This window comes from Streptomyces sp. NPDC002076 (genome assembly GCF_053593835.1).
This window is the reverse complement of the sequence record NZ_JBSFDI010000007.1, coordinates 185,210-210,788: the sequence shown is the minus strand read 5'-3', so window position 1 is coordinate 210,788 and position 25,579 is coordinate 185,210. Positions and strand designations below refer to the sequence as shown.

24 protein-coding genes are annotated in these 25,579 nt (G+C 70.6%); 6 read left to right on the top strand and 18 right to left on the bottom strand.

Annotated elements, in window-relative coordinates:
- Positions 1 to 104 precede the first annotated feature (104 nt).
- The 6 genes from ACWCQS_RS17535 to ACWCQS_RS17510 all read right to left on the bottom strand — a co-directional run bounded on the left by ACWCQS_RS17535 (position 105) and on the right by ACWCQS_RS17510 (position 7,270).
- Positions 105 to 2,345, bottom strand: a complete 2,241-nt coding sequence (locus ACWCQS_RS17535) for a putative bifunctional diguanylate cyclase/phosphodiesterase (RefSeq protein WP_451005232.1) — start codon at positions 2,343 to 2,345, stop codon at positions 105 to 107.
- Positions 2,346 to 2,607: 262 nt separating this feature from the next.
- Entirely contained in the window at positions 2,608 to 4,800 is a 2,193-nt protein-coding gene (gene ligA, locus ACWCQS_RS17530; RefSeq protein WP_451005231.1) for an NAD-dependent DNA ligase LigA, read from the bottom strand.
- Positions 4,801 to 4,815: 15 nt separating this feature from the next.
- Positions 4,816 to 5,823: a methionine synthase gene (locus ACWCQS_RS17525; protein WP_451005230.1), complete on the bottom strand. Its 1,008-nt coding sequence runs from the start codon at positions 5,821 to 5,823 to the stop codon at positions 4,816 to 4,818.
- A complete protein-coding gene (locus tag ACWCQS_RS17520; RefSeq protein ID WP_451005229.1) occupies positions 5,816 to 6,028 on the bottom strand; it encodes a hypothetical protein in 213 nt (70 codons plus the stop codon). Before ACWCQS_RS17520 ends, ACWCQS_RS17525 begins: the two co-directional genes overlap by 8 nt.
- Positions 6,025 to 6,723, bottom strand: coding sequence for an SDR family oxidoreductase (locus tag ACWCQS_RS17515; protein WP_451005228.1), 699 nt, complete (start codon positions 6,721 to 6,723; stop codon positions 6,025 to 6,027). Before ACWCQS_RS17515 ends, ACWCQS_RS17520 begins: the two co-directional genes overlap by 4 nt.
- A 7-nt stretch (positions 6,724 to 6,730) precedes the next feature.
- Positions 6,731 to 7,270, bottom strand: coding sequence for an LOG family protein (locus ACWCQS_RS17510; protein ID WP_451005227.1), 540 nt, complete (start codon positions 7,268 to 7,270; stop codon positions 6,731 to 6,733).
- A 65-nt stretch (positions 7,271 to 7,335) separates the two neighbouring features.
- On the opposite strand from ACWCQS_RS17510, the gene ACWCQS_RS17505 reads away from it, so the two are divergent.
- Positions 7,336 to 7,659 (top strand): DUF427 domain-containing protein, encoded by a 324-nt coding sequence (locus ACWCQS_RS17505; RefSeq protein ID WP_450980457.1) that lies wholly within the window; start codon positions 7,336 to 7,338, stop codon positions 7,657 to 7,659.
- A 37-nt stretch (positions 7,660 to 7,696) separates the two neighbouring features.
- Entirely contained in the window at positions 7,697 to 8,479 is a 783-nt protein-coding gene (locus ACWCQS_RS17500) for an alpha/beta fold hydrolase (RefSeq protein WP_451005226.1), read from the top strand.
- Between the two features lie 19 nt (positions 8,480 to 8,498).
- Here ACWCQS_RS17500 and mnmA read toward each other — a convergent pair whose 3' ends face one another.
- A complete protein-coding gene (mnmA, locus tag ACWCQS_RS17495) occupies positions 8,499 to 9,623 on the bottom strand; it encodes a tRNA 2-thiouridine(34) synthase MnmA (protein ID WP_451005225.1) in 1,125 nt (374 codons plus the stop codon).
- Positions 9,624 to 9,715: 92 nt separating this feature from the next.
- Between mnmA and ACWCQS_RS17490 the strand changes: the two genes are divergently transcribed.
- Positions 9,716 to 10,345 carry an N-acetylmuramoyl-L-alanine amidase gene (locus tag ACWCQS_RS17490; protein WP_451005224.1) on the top strand — a complete coding sequence of 210 codons (630 nt, stop codon included), beginning with the start codon at positions 9,716 to 9,718 and terminating at the stop codon, positions 10,343 to 10,345.
- 291 nt (positions 10,346 to 10,636) lie between these two features.
- Here ACWCQS_RS17490 and ACWCQS_RS17485 read toward each other — a convergent pair whose 3' ends face one another.
- The 3 genes from ACWCQS_RS17485 to ACWCQS_RS17475 all read right to left on the bottom strand — a co-directional run bounded on the left by ACWCQS_RS17485 (position 10,637) and on the right by ACWCQS_RS17475 (position 13,006).
- A complete protein-coding gene (locus tag ACWCQS_RS17485; RefSeq protein WP_451005223.1) occupies positions 10,637 to 11,806 on the bottom strand; it encodes a cysteine desulfurase family protein in 1,170 nt (389 codons plus the stop codon).
- 721 nt (positions 11,807 to 12,527) lie between these two features.
- On the bottom strand, positions 12,528 to 12,806 hold the full coding sequence (locus tag ACWCQS_RS17480; RefSeq protein WP_388628293.1) for a DUF4190 domain-containing protein: 279 nt from the start codon (positions 12,804 to 12,806) through the stop codon (positions 12,528 to 12,530).
- 32 nt (positions 12,807 to 12,838) lie between these two features.
- Complete coding sequence (locus tag ACWCQS_RS17475) at positions 12,839 to 13,006, bottom strand: hypothetical protein (protein ID WP_351619472.1); 168 nt, start codon at positions 13,004 to 13,006, stop codon at positions 12,839 to 12,841.
- Between the two features lie 145 nt (positions 13,007 to 13,151).
- Between ACWCQS_RS17475 and ACWCQS_RS17470 the strand changes: the two genes are divergently transcribed.
- Complete coding sequence (locus ACWCQS_RS17470; RefSeq protein WP_388628298.1) at positions 13,152 to 13,778, top strand: TetR family transcriptional regulator; 627 nt, start codon at positions 13,152 to 13,154, stop codon at positions 13,776 to 13,778.
- 316 nt (positions 13,779 to 14,094) lie between these two features.
- Here the strand turns inward: ACWCQS_RS17470 and ACWCQS_RS17465 are convergent, their stop codons facing one another.
- Positions 14,095 to 15,063, bottom strand: coding sequence for a helix-turn-helix transcriptional regulator (locus tag ACWCQS_RS17465; protein WP_451005222.1), 969 nt, complete (start codon positions 15,061 to 15,063; stop codon positions 14,095 to 14,097).
- A 109-nt stretch (positions 15,064 to 15,172) separates the two neighbouring features.
- Here ACWCQS_RS17465 and ACWCQS_RS17460 point away from each other — a divergent pair, with 109 nt between their 5' ends.
- The gene (locus tag ACWCQS_RS17460) at positions 15,173 to 15,772 is read left to right on the top strand and encodes a TIGR03086 family metal-binding protein (RefSeq protein ID WP_451005221.1); all 600 of its coding nucleotides are present in this window, start codon (positions 15,173 to 15,175) and stop codon (positions 15,770 to 15,772) included.
- Between the two features lie 105 nt (positions 15,773 to 15,877).
- On the opposite strand, the gene ACWCQS_RS17455 is transcribed toward ACWCQS_RS17460, so the two are convergent.
- Entirely contained in the window at positions 15,878 to 16,741 is an 864-nt protein-coding gene (locus tag ACWCQS_RS17455) for a thioesterase family protein (protein WP_451005220.1), read from the bottom strand.
- A 152-nt stretch (positions 16,742 to 16,893) separates the two neighbouring features.
- Here ACWCQS_RS17455 and ACWCQS_RS17450 point away from each other — a divergent pair, with 152 nt between their 5' ends.
- On the top strand, positions 16,894 to 18,147 hold the full coding sequence (locus ACWCQS_RS17450) for an alpha/beta hydrolase (RefSeq protein WP_451005346.1): 1,254 nt from the start codon (positions 16,894 to 16,896) through the stop codon (positions 18,145 to 18,147).
- Here ACWCQS_RS17450 and ACWCQS_RS17445 read toward each other — a convergent pair.
- The 6 genes from ACWCQS_RS17445 to ACWCQS_RS17420 all read right to left on the bottom strand — a co-directional run bounded on the left by ACWCQS_RS17445 (position 18,056) and on the right by ACWCQS_RS17420 (position 25,558).
- Entirely contained in the window at positions 18,056 to 18,715 is a 660-nt protein-coding gene (locus tag ACWCQS_RS17445) for a trimeric intracellular cation channel family protein (RefSeq protein WP_451005219.1), read from the bottom strand. The genes ACWCQS_RS17450 and ACWCQS_RS17445 overlap by 92 nt on opposite strands.
- 46 nt (positions 18,716 to 18,761) lie before the next feature.
- A complete protein-coding gene (locus ACWCQS_RS17440) occupies positions 18,762 to 20,207 on the bottom strand; it encodes a M1 family metallopeptidase (RefSeq protein WP_451005218.1) in 1,446 nt (481 codons plus the stop codon).
- Between the two features lie 100 nt (positions 20,208 to 20,307).
- Positions 20,308 to 21,624 carry an ABC transporter ATP-binding protein gene (locus ACWCQS_RS17435; protein ID WP_451005217.1) on the bottom strand — a complete coding sequence of 439 codons (1,317 nt, stop codon included), beginning with the start codon at positions 21,622 to 21,624 and terminating at the stop codon, positions 20,308 to 20,310.
- 11 nt (positions 21,625 to 21,635) lie between these two features.
- On the bottom strand, positions 21,636 to 22,718 hold the full coding sequence (locus ACWCQS_RS17430) for an ABC transporter ATP-binding protein (protein WP_450980470.1): 1,083 nt from the start codon (positions 22,716 to 22,718) through the stop codon (positions 21,636 to 21,638).
- Positions 22,715 to 23,725 carry an ABC transporter permease gene (locus ACWCQS_RS17425; protein ID WP_450980471.1) on the bottom strand — a complete coding sequence of 337 codons (1,011 nt, stop codon included), beginning with the start codon at positions 23,723 to 23,725 and terminating at the stop codon, positions 22,715 to 22,717. The genes ACWCQS_RS17430 and ACWCQS_RS17425 overlap by 4 nt, the downstream gene beginning before the upstream one ends.
- 90 nt (positions 23,726 to 23,815) lie before the next feature.
- Positions 23,816 to 25,558, bottom strand: a complete 1,743-nt coding sequence (locus tag ACWCQS_RS17420; protein ID WP_451005216.1) for an ABC transporter substrate-binding protein — start codon at positions 25,556 to 25,558, stop codon at positions 23,816 to 23,818.
- Between the last annotated feature and the right edge of the window lie 21 nt (positions 25,559 to 25,579).

Sequence of the window (25,579 nt, the reverse complement as noted above, 5' to 3'; positions counted from 1 at the left end):
CAGCCACTTCAAGGGCAAGGGCGCGTTCACCGACACGATGTTCGCCCAGCTGGTGGACCTGCCGTTCGCCACGGAGGATGCTCCGGCGCGGCCCGGCCAACCCCTTACTCGGCGGCAGGCAACGCGGCGCGGGGCCGTTGCCACCCACGGGACCCCCGCGCCCGCAACCACGCCGTCGTCTCCTCGGGCGGCATGGCGGCTGCAACGAGCCACCCCTGCACGGCATCACACCCGAGATCCCGCAGCCGCTCCCACGTCTCGTCGTCCTCCACCCCCTCGGCGACGACGAGCAACCCCAGCGAATGCGCCAGATCCACCGTGCACCGCACGATCTCCGCGTCCTCGGTGTCCACAGCCAGCCGCGCCACGAACGACCGGTCGATCTTCAGCTCGCTCACCGGCAGCCGCCGCAGATGCACCAGAGACGAATACCCGGTGCCGAAGTCGTCCAGCGACATCTTCACGCCGTGCCCGGTCAGTCCCGCCAGGGTGTCCGCGGCCCGCTGCGGATCCTCCAGCAGCACATGCTCAGTGATCTCCAGCTGCAAGGCCCCCGCCGGGACCCCGTGCCGGGCAAGGCGCGCGGCGACCGACCCCGCGAACCCGGGCGTGTGGACATCGCGCGGGGAGACGTTGACGGCGACCGGGACCCGCAGCCCCTGCGCGCGCCACTTGGCGACCTGCCCGAGCGCGGTCTCCAGGACGTACTCGGTCAGATGGGGCATCAGCCCGGAGGACTCGGCGATCGCTATGAACTCGTCCGGCGGCACCTTCCCGCGCTCGGGGTGCACCCAGCGCACCAGCGCCTCCAGGCCGGCGACCTGGCCGTCGAAGCGGACCTTGGGCTGGTAGTGCAGCTGCACCTCGTGCGCGTCCAGCGCCCGGCGCAGATCGCCCAGCAGACCGAGCCGGTCGGGGGTGTTGGAGTCCCGCTTGGACTCGTACACCTCGACGCCCGTACGGTCCCTCTTCGCCTGGTACATCGCCACATCGGCACGCCGCAGCAGCCCTTCGGCGTCCAGCGCGTGGTCGGGGAAGACAGCGACGCCGGCGCTGGCCTCCAGGACGAGGGTGAGCCCGTCGAGGTCCAGCGGGGAGCTGAGCGCGGCGACCAGACCGCGGGCGACCCGGGTGGCCGAGGTCGTGGAGTCGGCCACGGGCAGTAACACGGCGAACTCGTCGCCGCCGAGCCGCGCGGCCTCCGCTCCGCGCGGCAGGGCGAGCCGCAGCCGGTCGGCTATCTGGAGCAGCAGCCGGTCACCGGCGAGATGACCGAGGGTGTCGTTCACCGAGCGGAAACGGTCGAGGTCGATGAGCATGAGGGCGGAGCGGGCGCCGATGCGTTCGGCGTCGTCGAGGGCCGTCCAGATCCGCTCCAGCAGCCACTGCCGGTTGGGCAGCCCGGTCAGCGGGTCGCGCAGCTGCTCCTCGGCACGCGCCCGGGCCATCCACAGGGTGGAGTCCAAGGCGATGAGCGGGATGGCGAACAGCGGGAGCAGGACCGGCTGGGCGACGGCGACGACGCACAGCAGCGGTGCGATGCCGAGCAGCGCTACGGCGACCAGGCCCTGTCTCACCAGGGCGGTGCGGGCCACGGTGGGCAGTCCGCCGCCGCGCGGGGCGTACAGGTACCACTGCAGGCCGCGGCTGACGGCGAGGTAGGCGACGGCGGCCAGGATCACCTCGGGCGCGGTGGCGAAGGTCCAGCTGTCGGGCCGCCAGGGCGTCTCGACGCTGGGGACGCGGCCGAACAGGCCGAGCAGCAGCGCGCCGGTGCCGATGCCGAGGATGTCCACCGCGCCGTGCAGCACGCCCTGCCGCCAGTGGTGGCGCCGGGCGATGCCGACCAGGACGACGACGGTGAGGCTGACCATGCCGGCCGGCACCCAGCCGTAGAGCAGCAGCACGGCGAGGGTGAGCGCGGCGCCGGAGCCTGTCCCGCGCCACCAGCGGGCGCGGCCCAGCATGACGAGGTGGCCGACGATGACACCGGTGAGCAGGGCCAGCGCCCAGCCGACGGTGCCGCTCGGGAAGAGGGCGTGGTGGCCGCTGAAGGCGCGGTAGAAGCCGGCGCCGAGGACGAGCGCGGCGGCGGCCACGACGCTCGCGGGCAGGGTGGGCCAGGACAGGTGCCGTTCGGGGTCGGCGCCGGTCGGGCCGGGGGCGGGCGCGATGGCCACGGGTATGGGCGGGTGGGCGTCGGTGGCGGTGCCCGGTCCGGCCGCGCGGGCCCGACCTCCCGTACGCCCGTGTGCCCGGCCCGTCCATCGGGTGGCCCGCCAGGTGCACGCGCGCCGGCGCGGGCGCAGCCGTGAGTCCGGGGCGACGCTCTCGGTCGGTTCCATTCCCGTCCCTCTCACAGCCGGCGGTGCCCACGCCACGCGGCCCGATGTCCGACAGCCATCAGCAGCTCCGCGTTGAAGAAACCTTCCCCGCACGCCGGGAGCGCACGGGGATGCCCCAACCGCAGCTGGGCACGGCAGGTGCACATCTCAACAGTAGGCCGCGGAAGGCTTCCACGGGCACCGGTCGTCGACGGTTGCCCGAATGCGCCCGGGCCACCCGTATGCAACTGATATGCGCCGAACGGGTGACCTTCAACCGCTACTACTCGGTCGGAAGCGCGACTTCAGCCGCGGCCTCGGGGCCCTGCTCCAAGAGGACGCCGAAACCGTCCTCGTTCAGGACCGGAACCTTCAATTGCATGGCTTTGTCGTACTTCGACCCCGGGTTGTCACCTACAACGACGAACGAGGTCTTCTTCGACACCGATCCGGTCACCTTCGCGCCCCGGCTCTGCAGTGCCTCCTTCGCGCCGTCGCGGGTGAAGTTCTCCAGCGTGCCGGTGACGACGACCGTGAGCCCCTCCAGCGGGCGCGGGCCCTCGTCCTCGCCGGTCGAGGCGTCCTCCAGCGGGACTCCGGCGGCCTTCCACTTGCGGACGATCTCGCGGTGCCACTCCTCGGCGAACCACTCCTTGAGCGCCGCGGCGATGATCGGGCCGACGCCGTCGGTGGTCGCGAGCTCCTCCTCGGTGGCCTGTTCGATGCGGTCGATGGAGCGGAACTCGCGGGCGAGGGCCTGCGCGGCGACCGGTCCGACGTGCCGGATGGACAGGCCGTTCAGGAAGCGCGCCAGCGGGCGGGACTTGGCCGCCTCGATGTTCTCCAGCAGTGCGAGGGTGTTCTTCTTCGGCTCGCCCTTCTGGTTGGCGAAGACCGTGACGACCTTCTCCTCGCCCGTCTTGGGGTCCCGCTTGGGCAGACCGCTGTCGGGGTCGAGGACATAGGCCTTGATGGGCAGCAGCTTCTCCACCGTCAGGTCGAACAGGTCGCCCTCGTCCACCAGCGGCGGGTCGGCCGGCTCCAGCGGGCGGGTGAGCGCGGCGGCGGCCACCGCGCCGAAGTGCTCGATGTCCAGGCACTCGCGGCCGGCGAGATAGGAGACGCGCTCGCGCAACTGTGCCGGGCAGGTGCGGGCGTTGGGGCAGCGGAGGTCGATGTCGCCCTCCTTCATGGGCCTGAGCGGGGTGCCGCACTCGGGGCACTCGCCCGGCATCACGAACTCCCGCTCGCTGCCGTCCCGGAGGTCCACCACCGGGCCGAGGATCTCCGGGATGACGTCACCGGCCTTGCGCAGGACGACCGTGTCCCCGATGAGGACGCCCTTGGCCTTGACGACCTCCTGGTTGTGCAGGGTGGCGAACTCGACCTCGCTGCCGGCGACCGTGACCGGCTCGACCTGGGCGTACGGCGTGACCCGGCCGGTGCGGCCGACGCCCACCTTGATGTCGACGAGCTTGGTGTTGACCTCTTCCGGCGCGTACTTGTAGGCGATCGCCCAGCGCGGCGCACGTGCGGTGGAGCCGAGGCGGCCCTGGAGGCGGATCTCGTCCAGCTTGACGACGACACCGTCGATCTCGTGCTCCACGGAGTGGCGGTTCTCGCCGTAGTGGGCGATGAACTCGCGTACGCCGTCGAGGTCGTCGACCACGCGGTTGTGCGGGGAGGTGGGCAGACCCCAGGTCTTCAGCAGGTCGTAGGCCTGGGAGAGGCGGGTCAGGCCCTTGAAGCCCTCCAGGGCGCCGATGCCGTGGACGACCATGTGCAGCGGGCGGGTGGCGGTGACCCGTGGGTCCTTCTGGCGCAGCGAACCCGCCGCGGCGTTGCGGGGGTTGGCGAACGGCTTGTCGCCGGCGGCGACCAGGCGTTCGTTCAGTTCGAGGAACTTCTCCATCGGGAAGTAGACCTCGCCGCGGATCTCCACCAGGTCGGGCACCTGGTCGCCCCCCAGGCGGTCCGGGATCTCGGCGATCGTACGGACGTTGGGCGTGATGTCCTCGCCGGTGCGGCCGTCGCCGCGGGTCGCCGCGCGGGTGAGCCGGCCGTTCTCGTACGTGAGGTTGACCGCCAGGCCGTCCACCTTCAGCTCGCACAGGAAGTGGTAGTCCTGGTCGCCGAGTTCGCGCGCGATGCGCTCGGCCCAGGCGGCCAGCTCGTCGTCGTTGAAGGTGTTGTCGAGCGACAGCATGCGCTGGCGGTGCTCGACCGCGGTGAACTCCGTCTCGTACGACCCCGCGACCTTCTGGGTCGGCGAGTCCGGGGTGCGCAGCTCCGGAAACTGCTCCTCCAGGGCCTCCAGAGTCTTCAGGAGCTTGTCGAACTCGGCGTCACTGATGACGGGAGCGTCCTTCACGTAGTACCGGAAGCGGTGCTCCTCGATCTGCTCAGCGAGCTGCGCGTGCTTGTCACGTGCCTCGGCGGGCACTGCCGTCTCCGCCTGCTGCTTGTCGCCGGCCACCGTGTTGTCCTCCCGTTACTCTGGGTTGTCCGCGAGCGATCTCGCCGCCCGGACGCAGTGGGCGAGCGCCTGGCGTGCGTAGCCGGGGGAAGCGCCCGCCAGACCGCACGCCGGGGTGACCGTGACCGCCTCCGCGAGCAGCCCCGGAGGCAGCCCCAGCCTGCGCCACAGCGTCCTGACACCCATGACGCTACCGGCAGGGTCTGACAATGGGCCGTCCGTGCCCGGCACGACACCGGCGAACAGCCGGGTACCGCCCTCGACGGCCTCGCCGATCGCGTCGTCGTCACGTTCGGTGAGCAGCGAGAAGTCGAGGGAGACGCCGGCCGCGCCGGCCCGCCGCAGCAGGGCGAGCGGCACGTCAGGGGCACAGGAGTGGACGATCACGGGTCCGCCGTCATGGGCGCCGATCACGTCGCGAAGGGTGGCCTCCACGATCTGCCGGTCCACGGCCCGGTGCGTGCGGTAGCCGCTGGCGGTACGGACCTGTCCGCGCAGGACGGCGGTGAGGGAGGGCTCGTCGAGCTGGAGCACGAGCCGGGCGCCCGGGATACGGCGGCGGACCTCGGCGAGGTGCAGGCGCAGCCCCTCGGCCAGGGAGGAGGCGAGGTCACGGCAGGCGCCGGGGTCGGAGAGGGCGGCCTCGCCGTTCTTGAGCTCCAGCGCGGCGGCGAGGGTCCACGGCCCGACCGCCTGCACCTTCAGATCCCCCTCGTAGTCCTGGGTGAACTCCTCCAGGGCGTCCAGGTCCTCCCCCAGCCACGACCGCGCCCGCTTGGTGTCCCGGCCCGGCCGGTCCCCGATCCGCCAGCCGCTGGGCTCCACGCGCGCGTACAGCTCGACGAGCATCCCGGCGGTACGGCCGATCATGTCGGCGCCGGGTCCACGCGCGGGCAGCTCGGGCAGATACGGAAAGTCCTCGAAGCTGCCGGCGACGGTCTTGGCCGCTTCCCTGGCGTCCCCGCCGGGCATGGACCCGATGCCGGTGGCCCCCGGGAACCTGAACTGGCTGTTCTCACTCACCCCGGCAGGGTATGCCGAACACCCGGGGGGCTCGCCCCCTGGACCCCCGGGCCTTCGCCCGCCCACCACCCGACTCGGCAGGCCGGGAGGCGGGCGGGTCGGCGTCTCGACAGATGTCGCCCGTGAACTCGCCCGTGGTGGTCGGCGCGCGCAGTTCCGTCAGCTCCTCCGGGGCGAACACCTCGGCGCCGTCCGCCCCGCTCACCGCCCCGGTCGTACCGTCAGGTCGTTGACCTCCGCGTCTGCGGGCAGGTCCAGGGCCATGAGGATCGTCGTGGCGACCGACTCGGGGTCGATCCACTTGGACGCGTCGTAGTCCTTGCCCTCCTGTTGGTGGACCTTGGCCTGCATGGGGCTGGCCGTGCGGCCGGGGTAGACCGAGGTGACCCGGATGCCGTTGGCGTGCTCCTCGTGGCGCAGGGAGTCGGCGAGGGCCTTCAGGCCGTGCTTGGAGGCGGCGTAGGCGGACCAGCCGGCGTGGGCGTTCAGGCCGGCGCCGGAGTTGACGAAGATCACATGGCCGCGGGCCGCACGCAGCTGGGGCAGGAAGTGCCGGGTCAGCTCGGCGGGGGCGATCAGGTTGACGTTGAGCTGGTGGTGCCAGGACTTGGGAGTCAGGTCGCCGACCTCGCCCAGGTCGACGACACCGGCGATGTGCAGCAGGGAGTCCACGCGGTCCGGGAGGGCCTGGTGGGAGAACGCCCAGGAGAGCCGGTCCGGGTCCGCGAGGTCGCCCACCAGGGTGCGGGCGCCGGGGAACTCGGCCGCCAGTTCCTTCGCGCGGCCCGCGTCACGCGCGTGCAGGACGACTTCGTCCCCGCGCGCGTGCAGACGGCGGGCGACGGCCGCCCCGATGCCGGACCCGGCCCCGGTGATCACATGAGTAGCCATGCCCGCCATGCTCGCATCAGCGGATGCCGAGCGACTCCTCCAGGTACGCCAGCGCGCCGACCGGCTCCTCGGCGAAGAACACCAGCTCGGACAGCGGGCGGGGCAGGAAGCCCTCCTCCTCCATGCGGCGGAACTGCTGCTTGAGGCCGTCGTAGAAGCCCGCGGTGTTCAGCAGGACGACCGGCTTCTCGGTGCGGCCGTGCTTCTTCAGCTCCAGGATCTCGGTGGCCTCGTCCAGCGTGCCGGTGCCGCCCACCATGATCACCACTGCGTCGGCCTTCTCCAGCAGCAGCTTCTTTCGCTCGGCGAGGTCGGCGGCGATGACCATCTCGTCGGCACCGGGCCGCGCCTTGTTGGCGAGGAACTCCACGGACACGCCCAGCAGCCTGCCGCCCGCCTCCTGCGCCCCGTCCGCGACGACCTTCATCAGACCGACGTCGGAACCGCCCCACACCAGGGTGTGACCGGCCTTGCCGATGAGTTCGGCGAACTCGCGCGCGGGGCGCGTGTAACGCTCGTCGAGGTCGGCGGCGGACAGGAAGACGCAGATGTTCATGGGCCTTACCGTACGGCCCGCCCCGTACGCGGGAAGAAGCGCGGGCCCGCCGGTGCTGTCCCTGTATGAGCGAAGGACACACGATCACCATCGACAAGAGCGAGCAGCACGTGCGCGTGGTGCACGGCGACCAGGTGCTCGCGGAGACCGACCGGCCGCTGGTGCTGCGCGAGACCGGCTGTCCGGTGCGCTACTACATCCCCGCCGAGGATGTACGACTCGATCTGCTGACCCCCTCCACCACGCACACCGTGTGCCCCTTCAAGGGCACGGCGTCCTACTGGTCGCTGCCGGACGCGCCGGACCTGGTGTGGGCGTACCCGGAGCCGAAGCCGGGGGTGGCGGAGATCAAGGATCACTTCTGCTTCTACGACGTCGACGTGTCGTGAGCGATGAGTCCGTGCCGGTACGGCAGTCTGCACCGACATGGACAAGAAGACGACTTCACGGGACGGAACGGCCCTCACGTACCACGTGACCGGTCAGGGGCCGACGGTGATCCTGGTGAGCGGCGCGATGTCCACCGGTGGCACCGTGGCGCCCCTGGGGCAGCGGCTCGCGGGCCGCTGCACGGCCGTCGTCTACGACCGCCGGGGCCGCGGCGAGAGCGGGGACACGAAGCCCTACGCGGTCGAGCGCGAGGTCGAGGACCTGGCCGCGCTGATCGACGCCGTGGGAGGCCAGGCGGCGCTGTTCGGGGTCTCCTCGGGCGGCGCGCTGGTGCTGGAGGCGGTGGCGAGCGGGCTGCCGGTCGGCCGGGCGGCCGTGTACGAGGTGCCGTACGCGGACTTCCTCCAGGGAGGTGCCGAGCGGGAGGCCACCTACAAGGAGCAGCTGAACAAGGCGCTCTCGGAGGAGCGGCGCGGGGACGCGGTGGAGCTGTTCCTGCGGCTGACGGGTCTGGCCGAGGGGATGATCCAGCGCGCCCGCCAGTCGCCGATGTGGGCCGGGATGGAGGCCGTCGCACCGAGTCTCGCGTACGACGACTCGGTCATGGGCGACGGGCTGCTCCCCCGGGACCGGCTCGCCGGGATCTCCGTGCCCGTGCTGGCGGTCGCGGGCGGCGCGAGCCCGGAGTGGATGCGCGAGGCGTCCCGGGAGATCTCCAGGGCGGTGCCCGAGGCCGCGTACCGCGAGCTGGCGGGCCAGACCCACATGGTGGAGCCGGACGTCCTGGGGCCGGTGCTGGCGGAGTTCTTCGCGGGCTAGGCGGCGGTCTCGCTGCCGGCTACACCGCCGCGGCCGTCGCGCGCGTGGTCGACGCGATCGTCGCCGAGCCGACCACGCGCGTGCCGTCGTACAGCACGATCGCCTGGCCGGGGGCGACGCCGCGGACCGGCTCGGTGAAGCGCACGCGCAGTTCGCCGTCGACCGGCTCCGCGGTGACCTCGGTCTCGCCGCCGTGGGCGCGCAGCTGGGCGGTGTAGGTGCCGGGGCCGGTGGGGGCGGTGCCGCACCAGCGGGGCTTGATGGCGGTGAGGGCGGTGACGTCCAGGGCGGCGGCGGGGCCGACGGTGACGGTGTTGTTCACCGGGGAGATGTCCAGGACGTAGCGGGGCTTGCCGTCGGGAGCCGGGGTGCCGATCCTGAGGCCCTTGCGCTGACCGATGGTGAAGCCGTAGGCGCCCTCGTGCGTGCCCACCTTGGTGCCGGACTCGTCGACGATGTCGCCCTCCGCCCGGCCCAGCCGCTTCGCCAGGAAGCCCTGGGTGTCGCCGTCGGCGATGAAGCAGATGTCGTGCGAGTCGGGCTTCTTGGCGACCGCGAGACCGCGGCGCTCGGCCTCGGCGCGGATCTCCTCCTTGGTGGTGACCGTGTCGCCGAGCGGGAACATCGCGTGGGCGAGCTGCTTCTCGTCCAGCACACCGAGGACGTACGACTGGTCCTTCGCCATGTCGGAGGCGCGGTGCAGCTCGCGGGAGCCGTCCGCACGCACGATCACCTTGGCGTAGTGACCGGTGCAGACCGCGTCGAAGCCGAGGGCGAGCGCCTTGTCGAGCAGCGCGGCGAACTTGATCTTCTCGTTGCAGCGCAGGCAGGGGTTGGGGGTGCGGCCGGCCTCGTACTCGGCGACGAAGTCCTCGACCACGTCCTCGCGGAAGCGGTCGGCGAGGTCCCAGACGTAGAAGGGGATGCCGATGACGTCGGCCGCGCGGCGGGCGTCACGTGAGTCCTCGATGGTGCAACAGCCCCGCGCGCCGGTCCGGAACGACTGCGGGTTCGCGGAGAGCGCGAGGTGGACGCCGGTGACGTCGTGGCCGGCTTCCGCGGCGCGTGCGGCGGCGACGGCGGAGTCGACTCCACCGGACATGGCGGCGAGGACGCGGAGAGGGCGCTGCGGGGTCTCAGTCATAGCTCCTCCAGGGTACGGGGCCGTGGGAACCGGGACCGCCGGATATCCGTTGACGATCACAAGGGGCGGAACGGGGCGTGTACGGGGGCGGGATGAGTGACACGGATCGGCGGCTGGGGCGGCGGGCCCTGCTGGTCGGCGGCACGGCGGCCGCCGTGGGCACGGCCGCGCTGGCCCGCGAGGAGCTGACGCACCTGTGGTGGCGGCTGCCCGGGGTGGAGAAGCCCCGGGTGGCGGGGGCGGTGGACTTCCGGGGCGCGCGCTGGGTGCCGGCCTCCCCGGCCAACTACCGGCGGGCGGACCGGCCGGACGACTACGCGGTCGACCGGGTCGTCATCCATGTCACGCAGGGCGGCTACGCGAGCGCGGTGAAGGCCTTCCAGGACCCGGCGCACGGCGCGGCGGCGCACTACATCGTGCGCAAGGACGGCCGGATCACCCAGCTGATACGGGAGCTGGACGTGGCCTTCCACGCGGGCAACCGGGAGTACAACGAGCGCAGTGTCGGCATCGAGCACGAGGGCTTCGTCGCGGACGCGTCCTCCTTCACAGACGCCATGTACGCGTCCTCGGCGCGGCTGACGGCGGCGATATGCGGGCGGTACGGCATACCCGTGGACCGTGAGCACATCATCGGGCACGTGGAGGTGCCGGGGACGGACCACACCGATCCGGGGCCGCACTGGGACTGGGAGCGATATCTGAAAAAAATCAAGAGCTAGGCCCTTTTTGTCTGGTAAGTGCCGTTCTATGCTGGTTGCAAGACCTACGAGACGAGTGAGGGAGCCCAAGCGGAGTAGCCGACGTCAGCGAGAGATACCTGTTCTCTTCAAGGAGAGGTACATCGTCTCCGCTGGTGCCGACGTCGACGCTCGGGCTGAGAGGCCAGAAGGTCGCAAGGACTGGACCCGATGGCGACCCCCAGAACCTGATCCGGACAATGCCGGCGAAGGGAACCCGCCTCGTAGGTCGCTTTCATGTCCCGGTACGCGCCCCGGCGCTCGTTCGCGCCCTCAGCTGAGTCCCGCCGCCCGGGCGCGCTCCACCGCCGGGCCGATCGCCTTGGCGACCGCCTCGACGTCCGCCTCCGTGGAGGTGTGACCGAGGGAGAAGCGCAATGTGCCGCGGGCCAGGTCCGGGTCGGTGCCGGTGGCGAGCAGGACGTGGCTGGGCTGGGCGACCCCCGCGGTACAGGCGGAGCCGGTCGAGCACTCGATGCCCTGGGCGTCCAGCAGGAGCAACAGGGAGTCGCCCTCGCAGCCGGGGAAGGTGAAGTGCGCGTTGGCCGGCAGCCGGCCCTCGGGCGCCGGGTCGCCGCCGAGGATCGCGTCCGGGACGGCGCTGCGGACGGCCGCGATCAGCTGGTCTCGCAGGGCGCCGATCTCCCGGGCGAACCACTCCCGCTGCTCGCCGGCGAGCCGGCCGGCTACGGCGAAGGAGGCGATGGCCGGGACGTCGAGGGTGCCGGAGCGGACGTGCCGCTCCTGGCCGCCGCCGTGCAGGACGGGTTCGGGGGTCTGGTCGCGGCCCAGCAGCAGCGCACCGATGCCGTACGGGCCGCCGATCTTGTGGCCCGAGACGGTCATCGCGGCGAGGCCGGAGGCGGCGAAGTCGACCGGGACCTGGCCGAAGGCCTGGACCGCGTCGGCGTGCATCGGGATGCCGAACTCGGCCGCCACCTCGGCGAGTTCGCGCACCGGCAGAATCGTGCCGATCTCGTTGTTGGCCCACATCACGGTGACCAGGGCGACGTCGTCGGGGTTGCGGGCGATGGCCTCGCGCAGGGCGTCGGGATGGACGCGGCCGTAGGAGTCGACGGGGAGGTACTCGACCGTCGCGCCCTCGCGCTCGCCGAGCCAGTGGACGGCGTCCAGGACGGCGTGGTGTTCGACGGGGCTGGCGAGGATCCGGGTGCGGGCCGGGTCGGCGGCGCGCCGGGACCAGTACAGGCCCTTGACGGCGAGGTTGTCGGCCTCGGTGCCGCCGGAGGTGAAGACGACCTCGCTGGGGCGGGCGCCGAGCGCTTCGGCGAGGGTTTCGCGGGATTCCTCGACCGTGCGGCGTGCCTGCCGGCCGGATGCGTGGAGGGAGGAGGCGTTGCCCGTGATGCTCAACTGGGCGGTCAGGGCCTCTGCCGCCTCCGGGAGCATCGGGGTGGTCGCGGCGTGGTCGAGGTAAGCCATGGTGCCCTGATTCTACGGCCCCCTCGCAGCTTGCCTCGGCGGTGAGGTCGCGCCATGACCGGCGGGGCGGCGTGCGGGGGCGGCACCTGTCGCTTGCCGCTCGCCCTGCCCGCGCCGCACCCGGGCTCGGTGGCGAGGCGCCCTGCGCTGTCGGCCGTGCTCACCCGTTCCGCCCCGCGGAACGACTGCCCACGGCGGTGGCGGGGTGGCCGGCCAAGCGCCCCGCGGCGAGAACGGCGGTGGCGGGCGGCGGGGGCGGTTGCCCCACGGCAGTGGGGGGCGGCGCTCAGGTGCCCCACGGCGGTGGCCGGTGGCGGCCCAGAGGCAACGGCAGTGGCCAGTGGCGGCCCAGAGGCCCCACGGCAGTGGCCGATGGCAGCCCAGAGGCCCCACGGCAGTGGCCAGTGGCAGCCCAGAGGCCCCACGGCAGTGGCCAGTGGCAGCCCAGAGGCCCCACGGCAGTGGCCAGTGGCAGCCCAGAGGCCCCACGGCAGTGGCCGATGGCAGCCCAGAGGCCCCACGGCAGTGGCCGATGGCAGCCCAGAGGCCCCACGGCAGTGGCCGATGGCAGCCCAGAGGCCCCACGGCAGTGGTTGGGAGCAAGTCGGATGCCCGCGGTGGGAACGGCTGTGGCGGCGGGGCGCAGTGCGTGGTGCTCGTGTTGCCGTCGGTGGCCCCGTCGTCCTCGGGGTCCTGGCCGGTCAGATGGGGGTTCGGTGCGTCACAGGCTCCACGACAGCGTGTGGGAGACCTGCATGGCGATCGCCAGGGTGGCCAGGTCGGCGACGCCCAGGGTCAGGCCCAGGAGGGCCCGGCCACGGCGGGTGGTGCCGCGCCAGAGGGCGGCGGCGGCAAGGACGATGGCGATCGGGCCGAGGAAGATGTTGAGGACGAGCAGGCCGAGAAGGCCGAGGATGAAGGACGCCACGGCCATGCCGTCGGCGTCGCGCGCGGCCGGGCGGGTGTCGTTGCCGCTCGTGACCGGTGCGGTGAGTTGCATGGTGCTCAGCTCCTGGAAGTCGTGGCGGACGGTCAGTTGGCCGGCGTACGGCGTCGGCGGCCGAGGCGCTCGCGGATCGCGAAGATGCCGAGCCAGACGGCGATGACGGCTGCGACGGCGGCGGTGACGGTCAGCGGCGCGTGGGCGACGGTGCCCAGCACGACACCGAGCAGCATGAGTGCGGCGACGAGGAACAACATGGGATCAGATCCCCCCTCCGGGATACCTCGTATCGGGCCGGTGTGAAGCTTCGGTGAACAGTTGTAGTAACAGTTGTTCACTGACTTCTACTCTAGCGCGCTTCTCGGCTTCCCAATTCCAGAGAACAGTTGTTAACTGGATGACATGAGTCACACCCTCGGCATCCGGCAGGCGCAGAAGCAGAAGACCCGGCAGGCGTTCCTCGACGCCGCGCTCGCGCTGCTGGAGGAGCAGAGCCTGAGCAGCCTGGGTCTGCGCGAGGTCACCCGGGCCGTCGGCGTCGCCCCGACCGCGTTCTACCGGCACTTCCGCTCGACCGCCGACCTCGGTGTCGCGCTGGTCGACGAGGCGCTGGGCAGTCTGCATCCCATGGTGCGCACGACGGTCTCCGCGGCGGGCGACAGCGAGGAACGCATTGCGCGGGCCATCGAGTTGATCGCCCACCACGTGGACCAGTACCCCGCACATGTCCGGTTCATCGCCCGGGAACGGCACGGCGGCGTGCAGCCGGTGCGCGAGGCCATCCAGGCCCAACTGGCCCGGTTCGCCGAGGAGGTGAAGGCCGAGCTGGCCAAGGATCCCGAAGCCGCCGGCTGGAGCGAGGACGACCTGCTGATGCTCGCGCATCTCTACGTCGACCAGATGCTGATCACCGCCTCGCTGTTCCTGGAGGCCCTGGAGGCCCCGGCGGAGGAACGGGAGCGCGTCACACAGCTCGCCACCCGGCAGCTGCGGCTCATCAGCATCGGCCGTGGCCACTGGCTGGACTGAACCACCAGGGCACAGGAACCCACCAGGCACAGGAACCCACCGGGCACAGGCAGGGGGCGGCACGCCCGGTGCGCACCGCCCCCCACCGCCGCTCAGCCCCGCGGAGTTGTTGCCGGAGGAGGAGGGCGAATCGCCCGAGCCGCACGCGGTCAGCAGCAGCGGGGACAAGGTCAGCAGGGCGACGGCGGGCACGAGACGGACACGCTTCATGAGAGTCAGCTCCGGTGAGGATGAGGAAGTCCTGAGGAGCCGCACTCAACCAACGCCGTCTTGGCGGTACTTGGGCTCATCCTGTCCGCCGGCTGTCAATCCCGGCTCAAGGCCCCCCTTGGTACAAGGCGGTGACAGAACGGGCCGCCGCCAGCAGTTCCACGCGGGCCTCGGGCGGGTCCAGCAGCTCGACCTGGTCGGAGAACGCGAGGAGTTGGCGGACCGCGCGCAGCACCGGAAAGACGAGCCGGGCGGTGACCCACTCGCTCTCGCCGTCGTCATCGGGCAGTTCGGTGAGCTGCGCGGCCAGCACGCGCTGGAACATGTCGAGGCGCGCCCGCCGCACCCGGACCGTCACCTCGGTCCCGCCCTCGGGCCGCTCCTCCACCTGGCGCCGCAACAGCTCCCAGACGTCGGCGAGCTCGATGCCCGGGCGGCGCCGCACCGGCTCGTCCAGCGGCCGGGCCGAGCGGATCCGGTCGGCCCGGAACAGCCGGGGCGCTCCCCGCCGGTCGGCGACCAGGTACCAGACCCCGGCCTTGGCGACCAGGCCGTACGGGTCCACGGTGTACGTCCGCGGCTCCCGCTCCCCGCTGTGCCGGTAGCGCAGCCTCAGGCGCCGGTCGGCGAAGACCGCCTCCTGCAGCACCTCCAGGTCGACCGCCTGCTGGGGGCCGCTCTTCCAGCGGGTGGCGTCGACCAGGATGCGGCGGCTGGTCACCTCGGCGGCGGGCCGGTGCGGCGCCGGAAGCGCGGCCATCACCTTGCGCAGGGCCGAGCCGAGGGCCGCGTCCAGGCCGAGAGCGGCGTGGGCGCCCTGGGCGGCCAGGATGAACAGGGCGCGGGACTCGTCGGCGGTCAGTCCGGTGACGTCGGTGCGGAAGCCGGCGAGGAGTTCGATGCCGCCGTGCCGGCCGCGCTCGGCGTACACCGGGACACCGGAGGCCGACAGCGCCTCGATGTCCCGGTAGATGGTGCGGACCGACACCTCCAGTCGGTCGGCGAGTTCATGCGCGGGGACGCGGCCCCGGGTCTGCAGGAGCAGCAGGATCGACAGCAGCCGGTCGGACTTCACGCGCCCAGAATCCCGTCCTCGGCGAGCTTCCCGCAAATGTTGACGGGAGATGTCAGGTTATCCCGCGATCCTCGTCCTACCGACTCACGGAGAAACAGAGAGGCACACCATGACCACCACCGGCTTCATCGACCCGCGCCCCCTCTACACCCGTGCCACCGAGCAGGCGGCGGCCCTCATCAAGACCGTGCGCCCCGAACACCTCACCGGCCCGACGCCGTGTTCCGAGTTCGATGTACGGGCTCTGCTGGGCCACATGGTCGGCGGCACCCGGCGGATCGCGGTGGTCGGCGAGGGCGGCGACGGAATGGCGGTGGAGCCGACCGCCCACGGGGTCGCGGACGACGGCTGGGCGGCGGCCTACGACGAGGTGCGCGTCCGCGTCCTGAAGGCCTGGGAGAGCGACGAGCGGATGACGTCACCGGTGCGGGTGCCGTGGGGCGAGGTGCCGGGGCACGCGGCGCTCTCCGGCTATGTCATGGAGCTCGTGACCCACACCTGGGACCTCGCCGAGGCGGTCGGTCACCCGCTCGAACTCGACCCGGAGCTCGCCGAGTCCGCCCTCGCCACCGCCCGTGCGGTCCTGCCGGACTCCCGGCCGCGGGACGCCGAGACGCCCTTCGACAGCCGCTGCGCGGCCCCCGAGGGCGCCGACGTCTACGGGGAGCTGGCGGCTTGGCTGGGCCGCACCCCGCTGAGCCGAGCCTGACGCACGCCGCTCGGCCGAGGCCGAGTTCGGGGACGCGCCGCTGGGCTTGCGGCCACCTTCCGCAGCCCAGCCAAGCCCCGATCCGCCGAACCGCCGGAGACCGGGTCAGCCCAGCCTCACCCTGGCCAGCTGGCGGGACTGGGCGACCAGGTGGTTCTCGCTGTCCCAGATCTCGGCGTCCTCCTCCAGGAAGCCGCCGGCCAGGTTGCGGGTGGTGATGGACACCCGCAGCGGGCCGGGGGCCGGGCGGCGGCGGACGTGGACGGTGAGTTCGACCGTGGGCACCCAGCCCTTCAGGCCGAGCTCGAAGGCCGTGGGCGGCAGGGCGTCCACCGCGAGCAGCAGAGACATTGGGTCGGGCTCGCGGCCGTCGGCCAGGCCGAACCAGGCCCGCATCTCGCCCTTGCCCGAGGGCGCGCCGAGGGCCCAGCCGAGGGTCGCCGGGTCCAGCTTGAGCATCAGGCGGTCGGTGATCGCCGAGCCGCCCTCGACCGGAGCAGGACCGTCCTCGGGGCCGAAGCACTCCTCCAGCGGGGGGATCGCGGGCGGCGTCGCCGTCGTACGGACGTCGTCGGGGAGGGCGGTGAGGTCGCCGTAGGAGGCGAGGACGCGGATGCGTTCGACCTCGTTGCCCTCGTCGTCGTACTGGTAGAGGGAGGCCTGGCCGGTGGAGAGGGTGCGGCCGGTGCGGACCGTGTCCGTGCGGACGACCGCCGGGCCGGGGCGGGACGCGGTCAGGTAGTGCGCGGAGATCGTGAACGGGTCCGGGTGCGGCAGGGCGTCCGCGAGGGCCCGGCCGAGGACGGCCAGCAGATAGCCGCCGTTGACGGCGTCGAAGATGGTCCAGCCGGCGGAGAGGCCGATGTCGTAGACACCGGGTTCGCGCCGGGTGACCGCGGTGTCGCGGTCGAACTCGCTGTCGCCGATCACGGCCCGCGACGGAGAGGGTGCGGAAGCTGCTTCTGGCATGGATGAACGGTACAACAGGAAACTACTAAGCGGTAGCTTTTCCCTTGGCCCCGACCGGCTGCATCCCTCTCCCGGGTGAGGTTCCGGCAATTCTTCGGTAAGTGTCCGGACACGTCCACAACCCCGAGCCCGGGTTTCCCCTCTATGGGGACATGAGCCTCACCGGGACTCCGTTCCTCTACACGACCATCGTGCTGGCGGTGGTCGCACTGATACTGCCACTCGTGCTGTGGTCGCGGTTGCGCGGACCCAGGCCGCTGCGCGCCGCGCTCCGGCTGCTGATGCTGCTGTTCGCCCAGGTCACGGCCGTCACGCTGATCTTCGTGCTGGTCAACAACCAGAACAACCTCTACGACAACTGGGCGGACCTGCTCGGCACGGGCAACCACGTGCAGCAGGCCGCCAACCTCGGTGCCGACGGCACCGGCGGCATCGCGTACAAGAAGCTGCCGAAGGTGCAGCAGAAGTTCACCCCCGCCGACGGACCGGCCATGCACGCGGCCGGCGGCGTCAAGGTCACCCAGCTCAAGGGCCGGGTGTCGGGTGTGAACGCCGAGGTCTACGTCTGGCTGCCGCCGCAGTACAACGAGCCGGCCTACAAGAACAAGAAGTTCCCGGTCGTCGAACTGCTCTCGGGCTATCCGGGTTCGGCGAAGGCCTGGTTCGGCTCGCTGAAGGTGCACGAGCAGCTGGAGCCGCTGATGAAGAGCGGGCAGGTCGCGCCGTTCATCCTGGTGTCGCCGCGGACCAACCTGATCGCCAAGATCGACACGGGGTGCGCCAACATCCCCGGCACCGTGAACGCGGACACGTGGCTGAGCATCGACGTGCCGAAGATGATCACGGACAACTTCCGCGCCGAGTCCGCACCGGACGGCTGGGCCGCGGCCGGCTACTCGGCCGGCGCCCACTGCGCGACCAAGCTCGCGGTCGCGCACCCCGACCGCTACCGGGCCGCCATCAGCCTGTCCGGCTACAACGACCCGATCGGCGAGCGCAACTCGCTGGCCGCCGGGAGCATCGAACTGCGGCGGGCCAACAACCCCTACTACATCCTGAAGCGCTACCGCACCCCGCCGAGGATCGCGCTGTACATCTCCGGCGAGAACGGCGACGGCTACCAGGCCGGTGTGGCGCTGGAGCAGATCGCGAAGCCGCCGACGTACGTGCGGGTGGTGTTCCTGCCGCGCAGCATGGGCGGGCACTCGATGGCGCTGTGGCGGCCGCAGGTACCGACGGTGTTCGAGTGGCTGACCATGGAGATGGGGCACGGCAGCGGCCTGCGGCACACCCGCACGCACACGGCCAGCCCGCTCAGTCCTCGGTCACCGTCGACCGGCGGTTCCACGCACGCGGCGCTCGCCAGTGGAACCGCATCGCAAGCAGGCGCAGCACAAAAGCGGTGACGACCGCGAGCCCACTGGTGAGGGGGGTCAGGGCGTCATAGCGGATGCACAGCACCACCATCGTGGCGCCGACGATCGCTGGGACCGCGTACAGATCGCGGTCCCAGCGCAGCAGTGAGGGCACCTCGTTGGCCAGGACGTCCCGCAGTACGCCGCCGCCGACCGCGGTGGCGAGGCCCAGCGTCGCCGACGCGGTCAGGTTGAGGCCGTAGCTGTACGCCTTCGTCGTACCGCTGACGCAGAACAGGCCGAGGCCGGCCGCGTCGAAGACCAGCACCGCCGACTGGATGCGTTCCACGTGCGGGTGCAGGAAGAAGACGACGAGCGCGGCGAGCAGCGGGGTGAGGAAGTACCCGAGGTCGGTGAAGGCGGCCGGGGGGACGGCTCCGATGACCAGGTCACGGAACAGCCCTCCGCCCAGCGCGGTCACCTCGGCGAGGACGGCGATGCCGAAGACGTCGAAGTTCTTCCGGACGGCCAGCAGCGCGCCGGAGATCGCGAACACGAAGATGCCGATGACATCGAGCGTGTGCTGGACGGAGGGACTGAAGAGTTGCTGGAGCTGCACCCCTACATTCTCACCCGGTAAAGGGTGTGCACCTTACAAAGCCAGGTCACAGGGCGGGTTTCCCTGTGGTGAACAACCAGTTGTCGAACAGGTCGCCCAGTTGCCGCCCGCTGACGCGCTCGGCGAGGCGGATGAAGTCGGCGGTGTCCGCGTTGCCGTACCGGTGGAGCCTGGTCCAGGCGGGCAGCAGCTTGAAGAAGGCCCGGTCGCCGATCCGCTCCCGGAGCATCTGCAGCGTCATCGCGCCGCGCTGGTAGACGGCGGAGGCGAACATCGTGTCGCGCTGCGGGTCGGCGACCTTGATCTGCCAGAACGACGAGTCGGCGGGGCGGGCGTCGTAGGCGGCGCGGAAGGAGTCATGGGCCGACCTGGTCCCCTGGTGCTCCGCCCACAGCCACTGGGCGTAGGTGGCGAAGCCCTCGTTGAGCCAGATGTCCTTCCACTGCGCCACGCTCACCGAGTCGCCGAACCACTGGTGGGCCAGCTCGTGCACGATGGTCGTCTCGTTGCGCACGGCCGAGTAGGCGGGCTTGCTCTGCACCTCCAGCGAGAACCCGGCCTCGGGCATGTCGTCCACGATCGCGCCGGTCTCCTCGAACGGGTACGGCCCGAAGAGCTGCGACCAGTAGTCGGTGGCGGCGGCGGTGACGGCGTACACGTCGACGCTGTTGCTGTTCTTCAGCACCGGATCGATCGCCACGTAGATCGGGATGCCGCCGGGGGTGCGCCCGGTGCGCACGTCGAACTTCCCGATGGTGGCGGTCGCGAGGTAGGTCGCCATGGGCCGCGACTCGCGCCAGTGGGTGTACGTCGAGCCGCCCTTGTCGTACGTCGACACGAGCCGGCCGTTGGACACACCGGTCAGGCCCTTCGGCGCCTTGATCCGGATGTCGTAGGTGGCCTTGTCGGCGGGGTGGTCGCTGGACGGGAACCAGGTGGAGGCGGCGTTGGGCTCGCAGGCCACGAAGACGCCGTCGGCGGTCTTCATCCAGCCGTACTTGGAGCCGAACACGATGGGGCCGCTGAGGGGCTCGGGTATGCCGCCGTACGTGACGGTGACCCGGAAGGTGCGGCCCCGGGCGAGGCTGTGGCGCGGGGTGATGACGAGTTCGTCCCCGGTGCGCGTGAACTGGGCGTGTCTGCCGTCGACTTCGACGCCGCTGACATTCAGCTGCTGGAGGTCCAGGTCTAAGGAGGAGAGGCTCTGGGTGGCGCGCGCGGTGAGGGTCGTACGGCCGTCCAGGCGGCCGGTGTCGGGGGCGTAGGCGATGTCGAGGTCGTAGTGGAGGGCGTCGAAGCCGCCGTTGCCGAGGTTGGGGAAGTAGGGGTCCTCGACGCCGGGGGCGCCGGGGGTGGGGGCGGGCGCGGCGGCGATGACGAGGAAGGAGACCGCCGCGGTCAAAACCAAGCCTCCGCGCGTAGCGCGTCGTTTGAGGGTGGTGGTGGGTGACGGGCGGGCGGTCCCCAGACGTGCCGAACGGGAGAGTGCCATCAGTCGTCCCTTTCGAGCGTGTACCGATCAGTGGTCGGACACGGACGACTGTGCGCTCTCCCGTTCAGGCATGTACATGACTTTGCCCAGTTGTCATGTGCTACTTGTCGGTTGACTCCTGGGACTCGGTCTCGGCGGCCTCGGCGGATGCCTCAGAGGTCGCCTCGGCGGACTCCTCGGAAGTCTCGGAGGTCTCCTCGGCGGCCGGCTCGGCTGCTTCCTCGGCGGCCTCCTCGGCAGACGCTTCCGCGGACTCCTCGGCCAGTTCCGCCGCCACCGCCGCCGACGTCTCCGCCGACTCCGCGAGGACCTCGTCGGAGACCAGCTCGGCCGCCTCCTTGGCCGCGGAGAGCAGAACGGTGTCCTGCGGGGCCTGGTCCGCGAAGTTCTCCGGGTGGTGGCAGGCGACCCGCTGACCGGGCCTCAGCTCCAGCAGCGCCGGCTCGGTGGTCCGGCAGATCTCCGTCGCCTTCCAGCACCGGGTGTGGAAGCGGCAGCCGCTCGGCGGCGCGATCGGCGAGGGAACGTCGCCCTTGAGCAGGATCCGCTCGCTCTTCGTGTGCTTCCGCTGCGGATCGGGGATCGGGACGGCCGACATCAGCGCCTTGGTGTACGGGTGCATCGGCGCCTTGTACAGCGAGTCCCGGTCGGCGAGCTCCACGACCTTGCCGAGGTACATCACCGCGATCCGGTCCGAGACGTGCCGGACGACCGAGAGGTCGTGCGCGATGATCACGTACGTCAGACCCAGCTCCTCCTGGAGGTCGTCCAGCAGGTTCACGACCTGCGCCTGGATCGACACGTCCAGCGCGGACACCGGCTCGTCGGCGACCACCAGCTTCGGCTTCAGGGCCAGCGCGCGGGCGATGCCGATGCGCTGGCGCTGGCCGCCGGAGAACTCGTGCGGATAGCGGTTGTAGTGCTCGGGGTTGAGGCCGACCACCGACAGCAGCCGCTGCACTTCCTTCTTGATGCCGCCCTCGGGCTCGACGCCCTGGAGCTTGAAGGGAGCGCCGACGATGGTGCCGATGGTGTGGCGCGGGTTCAGCGACGAGTACGGGTCCTGGAAGATCATCTGCACATCGCGGCGCATGGGACGCATACCGCCCACGCCGAGGTGCGTGATGTCCTTGCCCTCGAACTCCACTGTGCCCGCGGTCGGTTCGAGCAGCCGGGTGATCAGCCGGCCCATGGTCGACTTGCCGCAGCCGGACTCGCCCACGACGCCCAGGGTCTCGCCCTTGCGCACCTCGAAGTCGATGCCGTCGACGGCGCGCACCGCCCCTACCTGCCGCTGCAGCAGGCCCTTGCGGATCGGGAAGTGCTTCTGGAGTCCGGTCACCTTCAGCAGGATCTCGCCGTCGGAGACGGCGGTGTCCTCGGCGGTGGCACCGTCACTCTGCGCGGGGATGCTCACTTTTTCGTCGCTCACAGCTTCGGCGCAATCTCTTCGGTCCAGATACGCTCCCGCTGCTCCTGCGTCATGTGGCAGGCCGCCCAGTGCCCGCTGCCGACCTCGGTCAGCTCGGGGCGGACCGTGCGGGTGACGTTGTCCTTCGGGATGTCCGCGTACGGGCAGCGCGGGTTGAAGGCGCACCCGGACGGGACGTTGATGAGGGAGGGCGGGGAGCCCTTGATCGGGATGAGCCGGTCGGTCTCCTCCCGGTCCAGCCGCGGCATCGAGCCGAGCAGGCCCCAGGTGTAGGGGTGACGGGGCGCGGCGAAGACCTCCTCGGCCGGCCCGCGCTCCACGCACCGGCCGCCGTACATGACCAGCAGGTCGTCGGCCATCTCGGCGACCACACCGAGGTCGTGCGTGATCATGATGACCGCGGAGCCGAACTCCTTCTGCAGGTCCCGGATCAGGTCCAGGATCTGCGCCTGGACGGTGACGTCCAGGGCGGTGGTCGGCTCGTCGGCGATGAGCAGTTCGGGGTTGTTCACCAGCGCCATCGCGATCATCGCGCGCTGGCGCATACCCCCGGAGAACTCGTGCGGGTAGCCGTCGACACGCTTGGCCGGCTCCGGGATGCCCACGCGGTCCAGCATCTCGATCGCCCGCTGTTTGGCGACCTTCTTGCTGACCTTGTGGTGGACCCGGTAGGCCTCGATGATCTGCGCCCCGACCGTGTAGTAGGGGTGCATCGCGGACAGCGGGTCCTGGAAGATCATCGCCATCTTGCGGCCGCGCATCCGCCGGACCTCGTCCGGGTCGGCGGCGATCAGTTCCTGGCCGTCCAGCCAGACCTCGCCGGAGACGTGGGCGTTGGCCGCGCGGTGCAGGCCCATCACGCCGAGCGAGGTGACGGACTTGCCGGAACCGGACTCACCGACGATGCCCAGGGTCTTGCCCCGGCGCACGTCGAAGCTGACACCGTCCACCGACTTGACCAGGCCGTCGTCGGTGTTGAAGTGGATGCGCAGATCGCGTACGGAGAGGAACGCGTCGTCGGCGTCGGAGGGGGCGGAGCCGGCCGGTTCGCCGAGCGCCGCCTTTTCGAGCTTGCTCACGAGTACCTCACGCGGGGGTCGATGGCTGCGTACACCAGGTCGACGAGGAGATTGCAGAAGACGATGAAGAACGCGGCGACCAGGGTCACGCCCATCACGATGGGCAGGTCGTTGTCCTTGATGGCCTGGATGGAGTACGCGCCGACACCCTGCAGCGAGAAGACGGTCTCGGTGAGCACCGCGGTACCGATGAGGGTGCCGAAGTCCATGCCGAAGATGGTCACGATCGGGGTGAGCGTGGAACGCAGCCCGTGCTTGGTGACGACCACGGACTCCTTGAGGCCCTTGGCGCGTGCCGTCCGGATGTAGTCCTCGCTCATCGTCTCCAGCATGCCCGCCCGGGTGAGCCGGGCGTAGGTGGCGGAGAAGAGGAACGCGAGGCTGACCCAGGGCAGCAGCAGGTGCCAGGCCCAGTCGGCCGGGTTCTGGGTGAACGGCACGTAGTCGGTGCTGTCCCAGATGGGCCACTGGTAGACGAACAGCGCGTTGATCACCTGGCCGGTGAAGAAGATCGGCAGCGAGACGCCGGCGAGCGCGATGAACATCGAGATGCGGTCCACCGGCTTGCCCTTGCGGAGCGCCGAGACGACACCGGTCGTCACACCGAAGATCAACCAGATCACCGCCGCGCCGACGGCCAGCGAGAAGGAGACCGGGATGCGCTGCTGGAGCTGGGGCCACACTTCGACGTGACTCTTGAAGGAGTACCCGAAGCAGGGGGCGCTGCAGTGCGTCGCGTCGGGGCCGAACTTGTAGTCGGCGCCCACGAACAGGCCCTTGATGTAGTCCCAGTACTGAACGTAGATGGGCTGGTCGAGTCCCAGGTTGTGCTTGATCGCGGCGACGGACGCGGGGTTGGCGTCCTTGCCGACGTACTGGGTGGCCAGCTGGGTGGCTGTCTGGCCGCCGAGCCGGGGGACCAGGAAGAAGATGGCGAAGGTGACTGCGCTGACCACCAGCAGCAGTACCAATGCGCCGAAGACGCGTCGGATGATGTACGCAGCCACAGCTGTGCGGCTCCGGGTGGCCGGGGCGGGGTGTGTCCGCCCCGGCCACCCGGTGCCTTCACCTGCCTTTCAGGGGTATCCGGCCTGCTGTTACTTCGAGGAGCTCAGCAGCAGGTAGTCGTACATGCCGAGGTACGCCTGCGTCACCGTGACGTTGGTCGCGGACGTGGGCCTGATCAGCAGGTTCTTGCGGTAGATCAGCGGGACGACCGAGGCGTTGTCGGCGACCATCTTGTCGATGTCACCCCAGGCCTTGGTGCGGGCCGCGCTGTCGGTGTTGCCGATGGCCGCCTTGAGAGCGGCGTTGATCTTCGGGTCGTTCAGCTCCATCAGGTTGTTGCCGCCCGAGGGCTTGATGGCGCTGCCGTCGATGATCTGGTCGAGGAAGCCGTAGCCGGTCGGCCAGTCGGCGCCCCACGCCATCATCATCATGCCGAGCTTGTGCTGGTGGACGTAGCTCGGGACACCGGCGAAGTTGGAGAAGTACTTGCCGGACGGGAACTGCTTGATGTCGACGTTGATGCCGACGGCCTTCAGGGAGTTCTGGATGGCCGTGGCGCCCGCGATCTCGGAGGGACGGTCGGAACGGGCCGTCAGCGTGGTGGAGAAGCCGTTCGGCTTGCCGCACTGCTTCAGCTCGTCCTTGGCCTTGGCCACGTCACCCTTGTGGCCCGCGGACGGGTACTCGTCGAACTTGGTGTAGCCGTTGACGGACGGCGGCAGCAGCGTGGTGGCCACGTCGCCCTTCGGCGAACCACCCATGGCGTCGATCACCGACTGCTTGTCGACCGCCCACTGCACGGCCTTGCGGCAGTGCACGTTGTCGAACGGCGCGACGTGCAGGTTCAGCGCCATGTAACCGGTGGCGCCGGCGTAGGAGTTGTCCGTCTGCTTGGCGTACTTGCCGTTCAGGACCTTCGGCTGGGTCTGCGGCTGCACACCGGCGCCGGCAATGTCGGCCGTGATCTTGTCAGCCAGCAGGTCGTTGTCGATCGAGACCGGGTTGACCTTGAACTTGACGTTGATCTTGTCCGGCAGGGCCTTGCGGATCGGGTCCGTCTTCGGGTCCCAGTTCGGGTTGCGGACGAGGCTGGCGCTGGCGCCCTCCTCGTACGACGCGAACTTGTAGGGGCCGGAGGACACGATGTGCTGGACGTACTTCGCACCGTCGTCCTTCGCCTGCGGCACGGGGGCCGTCTGGGAGAAGGTCGCCAGGTAGTCGAAGTCGGCGAACGGCTGGTTCAGGTGGAAGACGATCGTGCGGTCGTCCGGGGTGGCGATGGACGCCAGGCCGTTCTTGTCCTTGTACGGGCCCTTGTACTTGTCGCCGCCCTGCAGGTACGCCTTGAAGTACGTCGGGCCGTTGGACAGGGCCTCGGGCGCGAAGTTGGAGCGCTCGATCGCGTACTTGACGTCCTTGGACGTGATCGGGGTCCCGTCCTCGAACTTCAGGCCCGAACGCAGGTGGTACGTCCAGGTCTTGGCGTCCTTGCTGGGCGTGCCCAGGGACTCCGCGAGGTCCGGGACGACCGTGAGGCCGTCCTTGCCCGCGGCCGGCTTGAACGTGACGAGCGTCCGCGCGTACAGGCGCGAGAAGTTCTGCACGAAGCCGTAGTAGGTGTTGCCCGGGTCAAGGGAGTCCGGCACGTCAGAGTCTTCCAGGTTGAGCGTGCCTCCCTTCTTGCTCGACGCGTTGACGATGGAGTCCAGCGCCGCGTCCTTCGTTCCGTTGCCGCCACTGCTGCTCTTGCCGCCCCCGCCGCCGCACGCGGCCGCGCTCAGGGAGAGCACCGTGACCGATGCCACGGCGGCGATAACCCTTCTCGTCTTCACGTTGAGGAAGACCCCCTCTAT

Excerpts from the sequence above, each read along its gene's own strand:
- ACWCQS_RS17490 (WP_451005224.1), top strand. The coding sequence starts at position 9,716 with ATGAGTGACACGGATCGGCGGCTGGGGCGGCGGGCCCTGCTGGTCGGC.
- ACWCQS_RS17450 (WP_451005346.1), top strand. The coding sequence starts at position 16,894 with ATGAGCCTCACCGGGACTCCGTTCCTCTACACGACCATCGTGCTGGCG.
- ACWCQS_RS17460 (WP_451005221.1), top strand. The coding sequence starts at position 15,173 with ATGACCACCACCGGCTTCATCGACCCGCGCCCCCTCTACACCCGTGCC.
- ACWCQS_RS17535 (WP_451005232.1), bottom strand. The coding sequence starts at position 2,345 with ATGGAACCGACCGAGAGCGTCGCCCCGGACTCACGGCTGCGCCCGCGC.
- ACWCQS_RS17480 (WP_388628293.1), bottom strand. The coding sequence starts at position 12,806 with ATGCAACTCACCGCACCGGTCACGAGCGGCAACGACACCCGCCCGGCC.
- ACWCQS_RS17515 (WP_451005228.1), bottom strand. The coding sequence starts at position 6,723 with ATGGCGGGCATGGCTACTCATGTGATCACCGGGGCCGGGTCCGGCATC.
- ACWCQS_RS17500 (WP_451005226.1), top strand. The coding sequence starts at position 7,697 with ATGGACAAGAAGACGACTTCACGGGACGGAACGGCCCTCACGTACCAC.
- ACWCQS_RS17510 (WP_451005227.1), bottom strand. The coding sequence starts at position 7,270 with ATGAACATCTGCGTCTTCCTGTCCGCCGCCGACCTCGACGAGCGTTAC.
- ACWCQS_RS17440 (WP_451005218.1), bottom strand. The coding sequence starts at position 20,207 with ATGGCACTCTCCCGTTCGGCACGTCTGGGGACCGCCCGCCCGTCACCC.
- ACWCQS_RS17470 (WP_388628298.1), top strand. The coding sequence starts at position 13,152 with ATGAGTCACACCCTCGGCATCCGGCAGGCGCAGAAGCAGAAGACCCGG.
- mnmA (WP_451005225.1), bottom strand. The coding sequence starts at position 9,623 with ATGACTGAGACCCCGCAGCGCCCTCTCCGCGTCCTCGCCGCCATGTCC.
- ACWCQS_RS17475 (WP_351619472.1), bottom strand. The coding sequence starts at position 13,006 with ATGTTGTTCCTCGTCGCCGCACTCATGCTGCTCGGTGTCGTGCTGGGC.
- ACWCQS_RS17485 (WP_451005223.1), bottom strand. The coding sequence starts at position 11,806 with ATGGCTTACCTCGACCACGCCGCGACCACCCCGATGCTCCCGGAGGCG.
- ACWCQS_RS17505 (WP_450980457.1), top strand. The coding sequence starts at position 7,336 with ATGAGCGAAGGACACACGATCACCATCGACAAGAGCGAGCAGCACGTG.
- ACWCQS_RS17455 (WP_451005220.1), bottom strand. The coding sequence starts at position 16,741 with ATGCCAGAAGCAGCTTCCGCACCCTCTCCGTCGCGGGCCGTGATCGGC.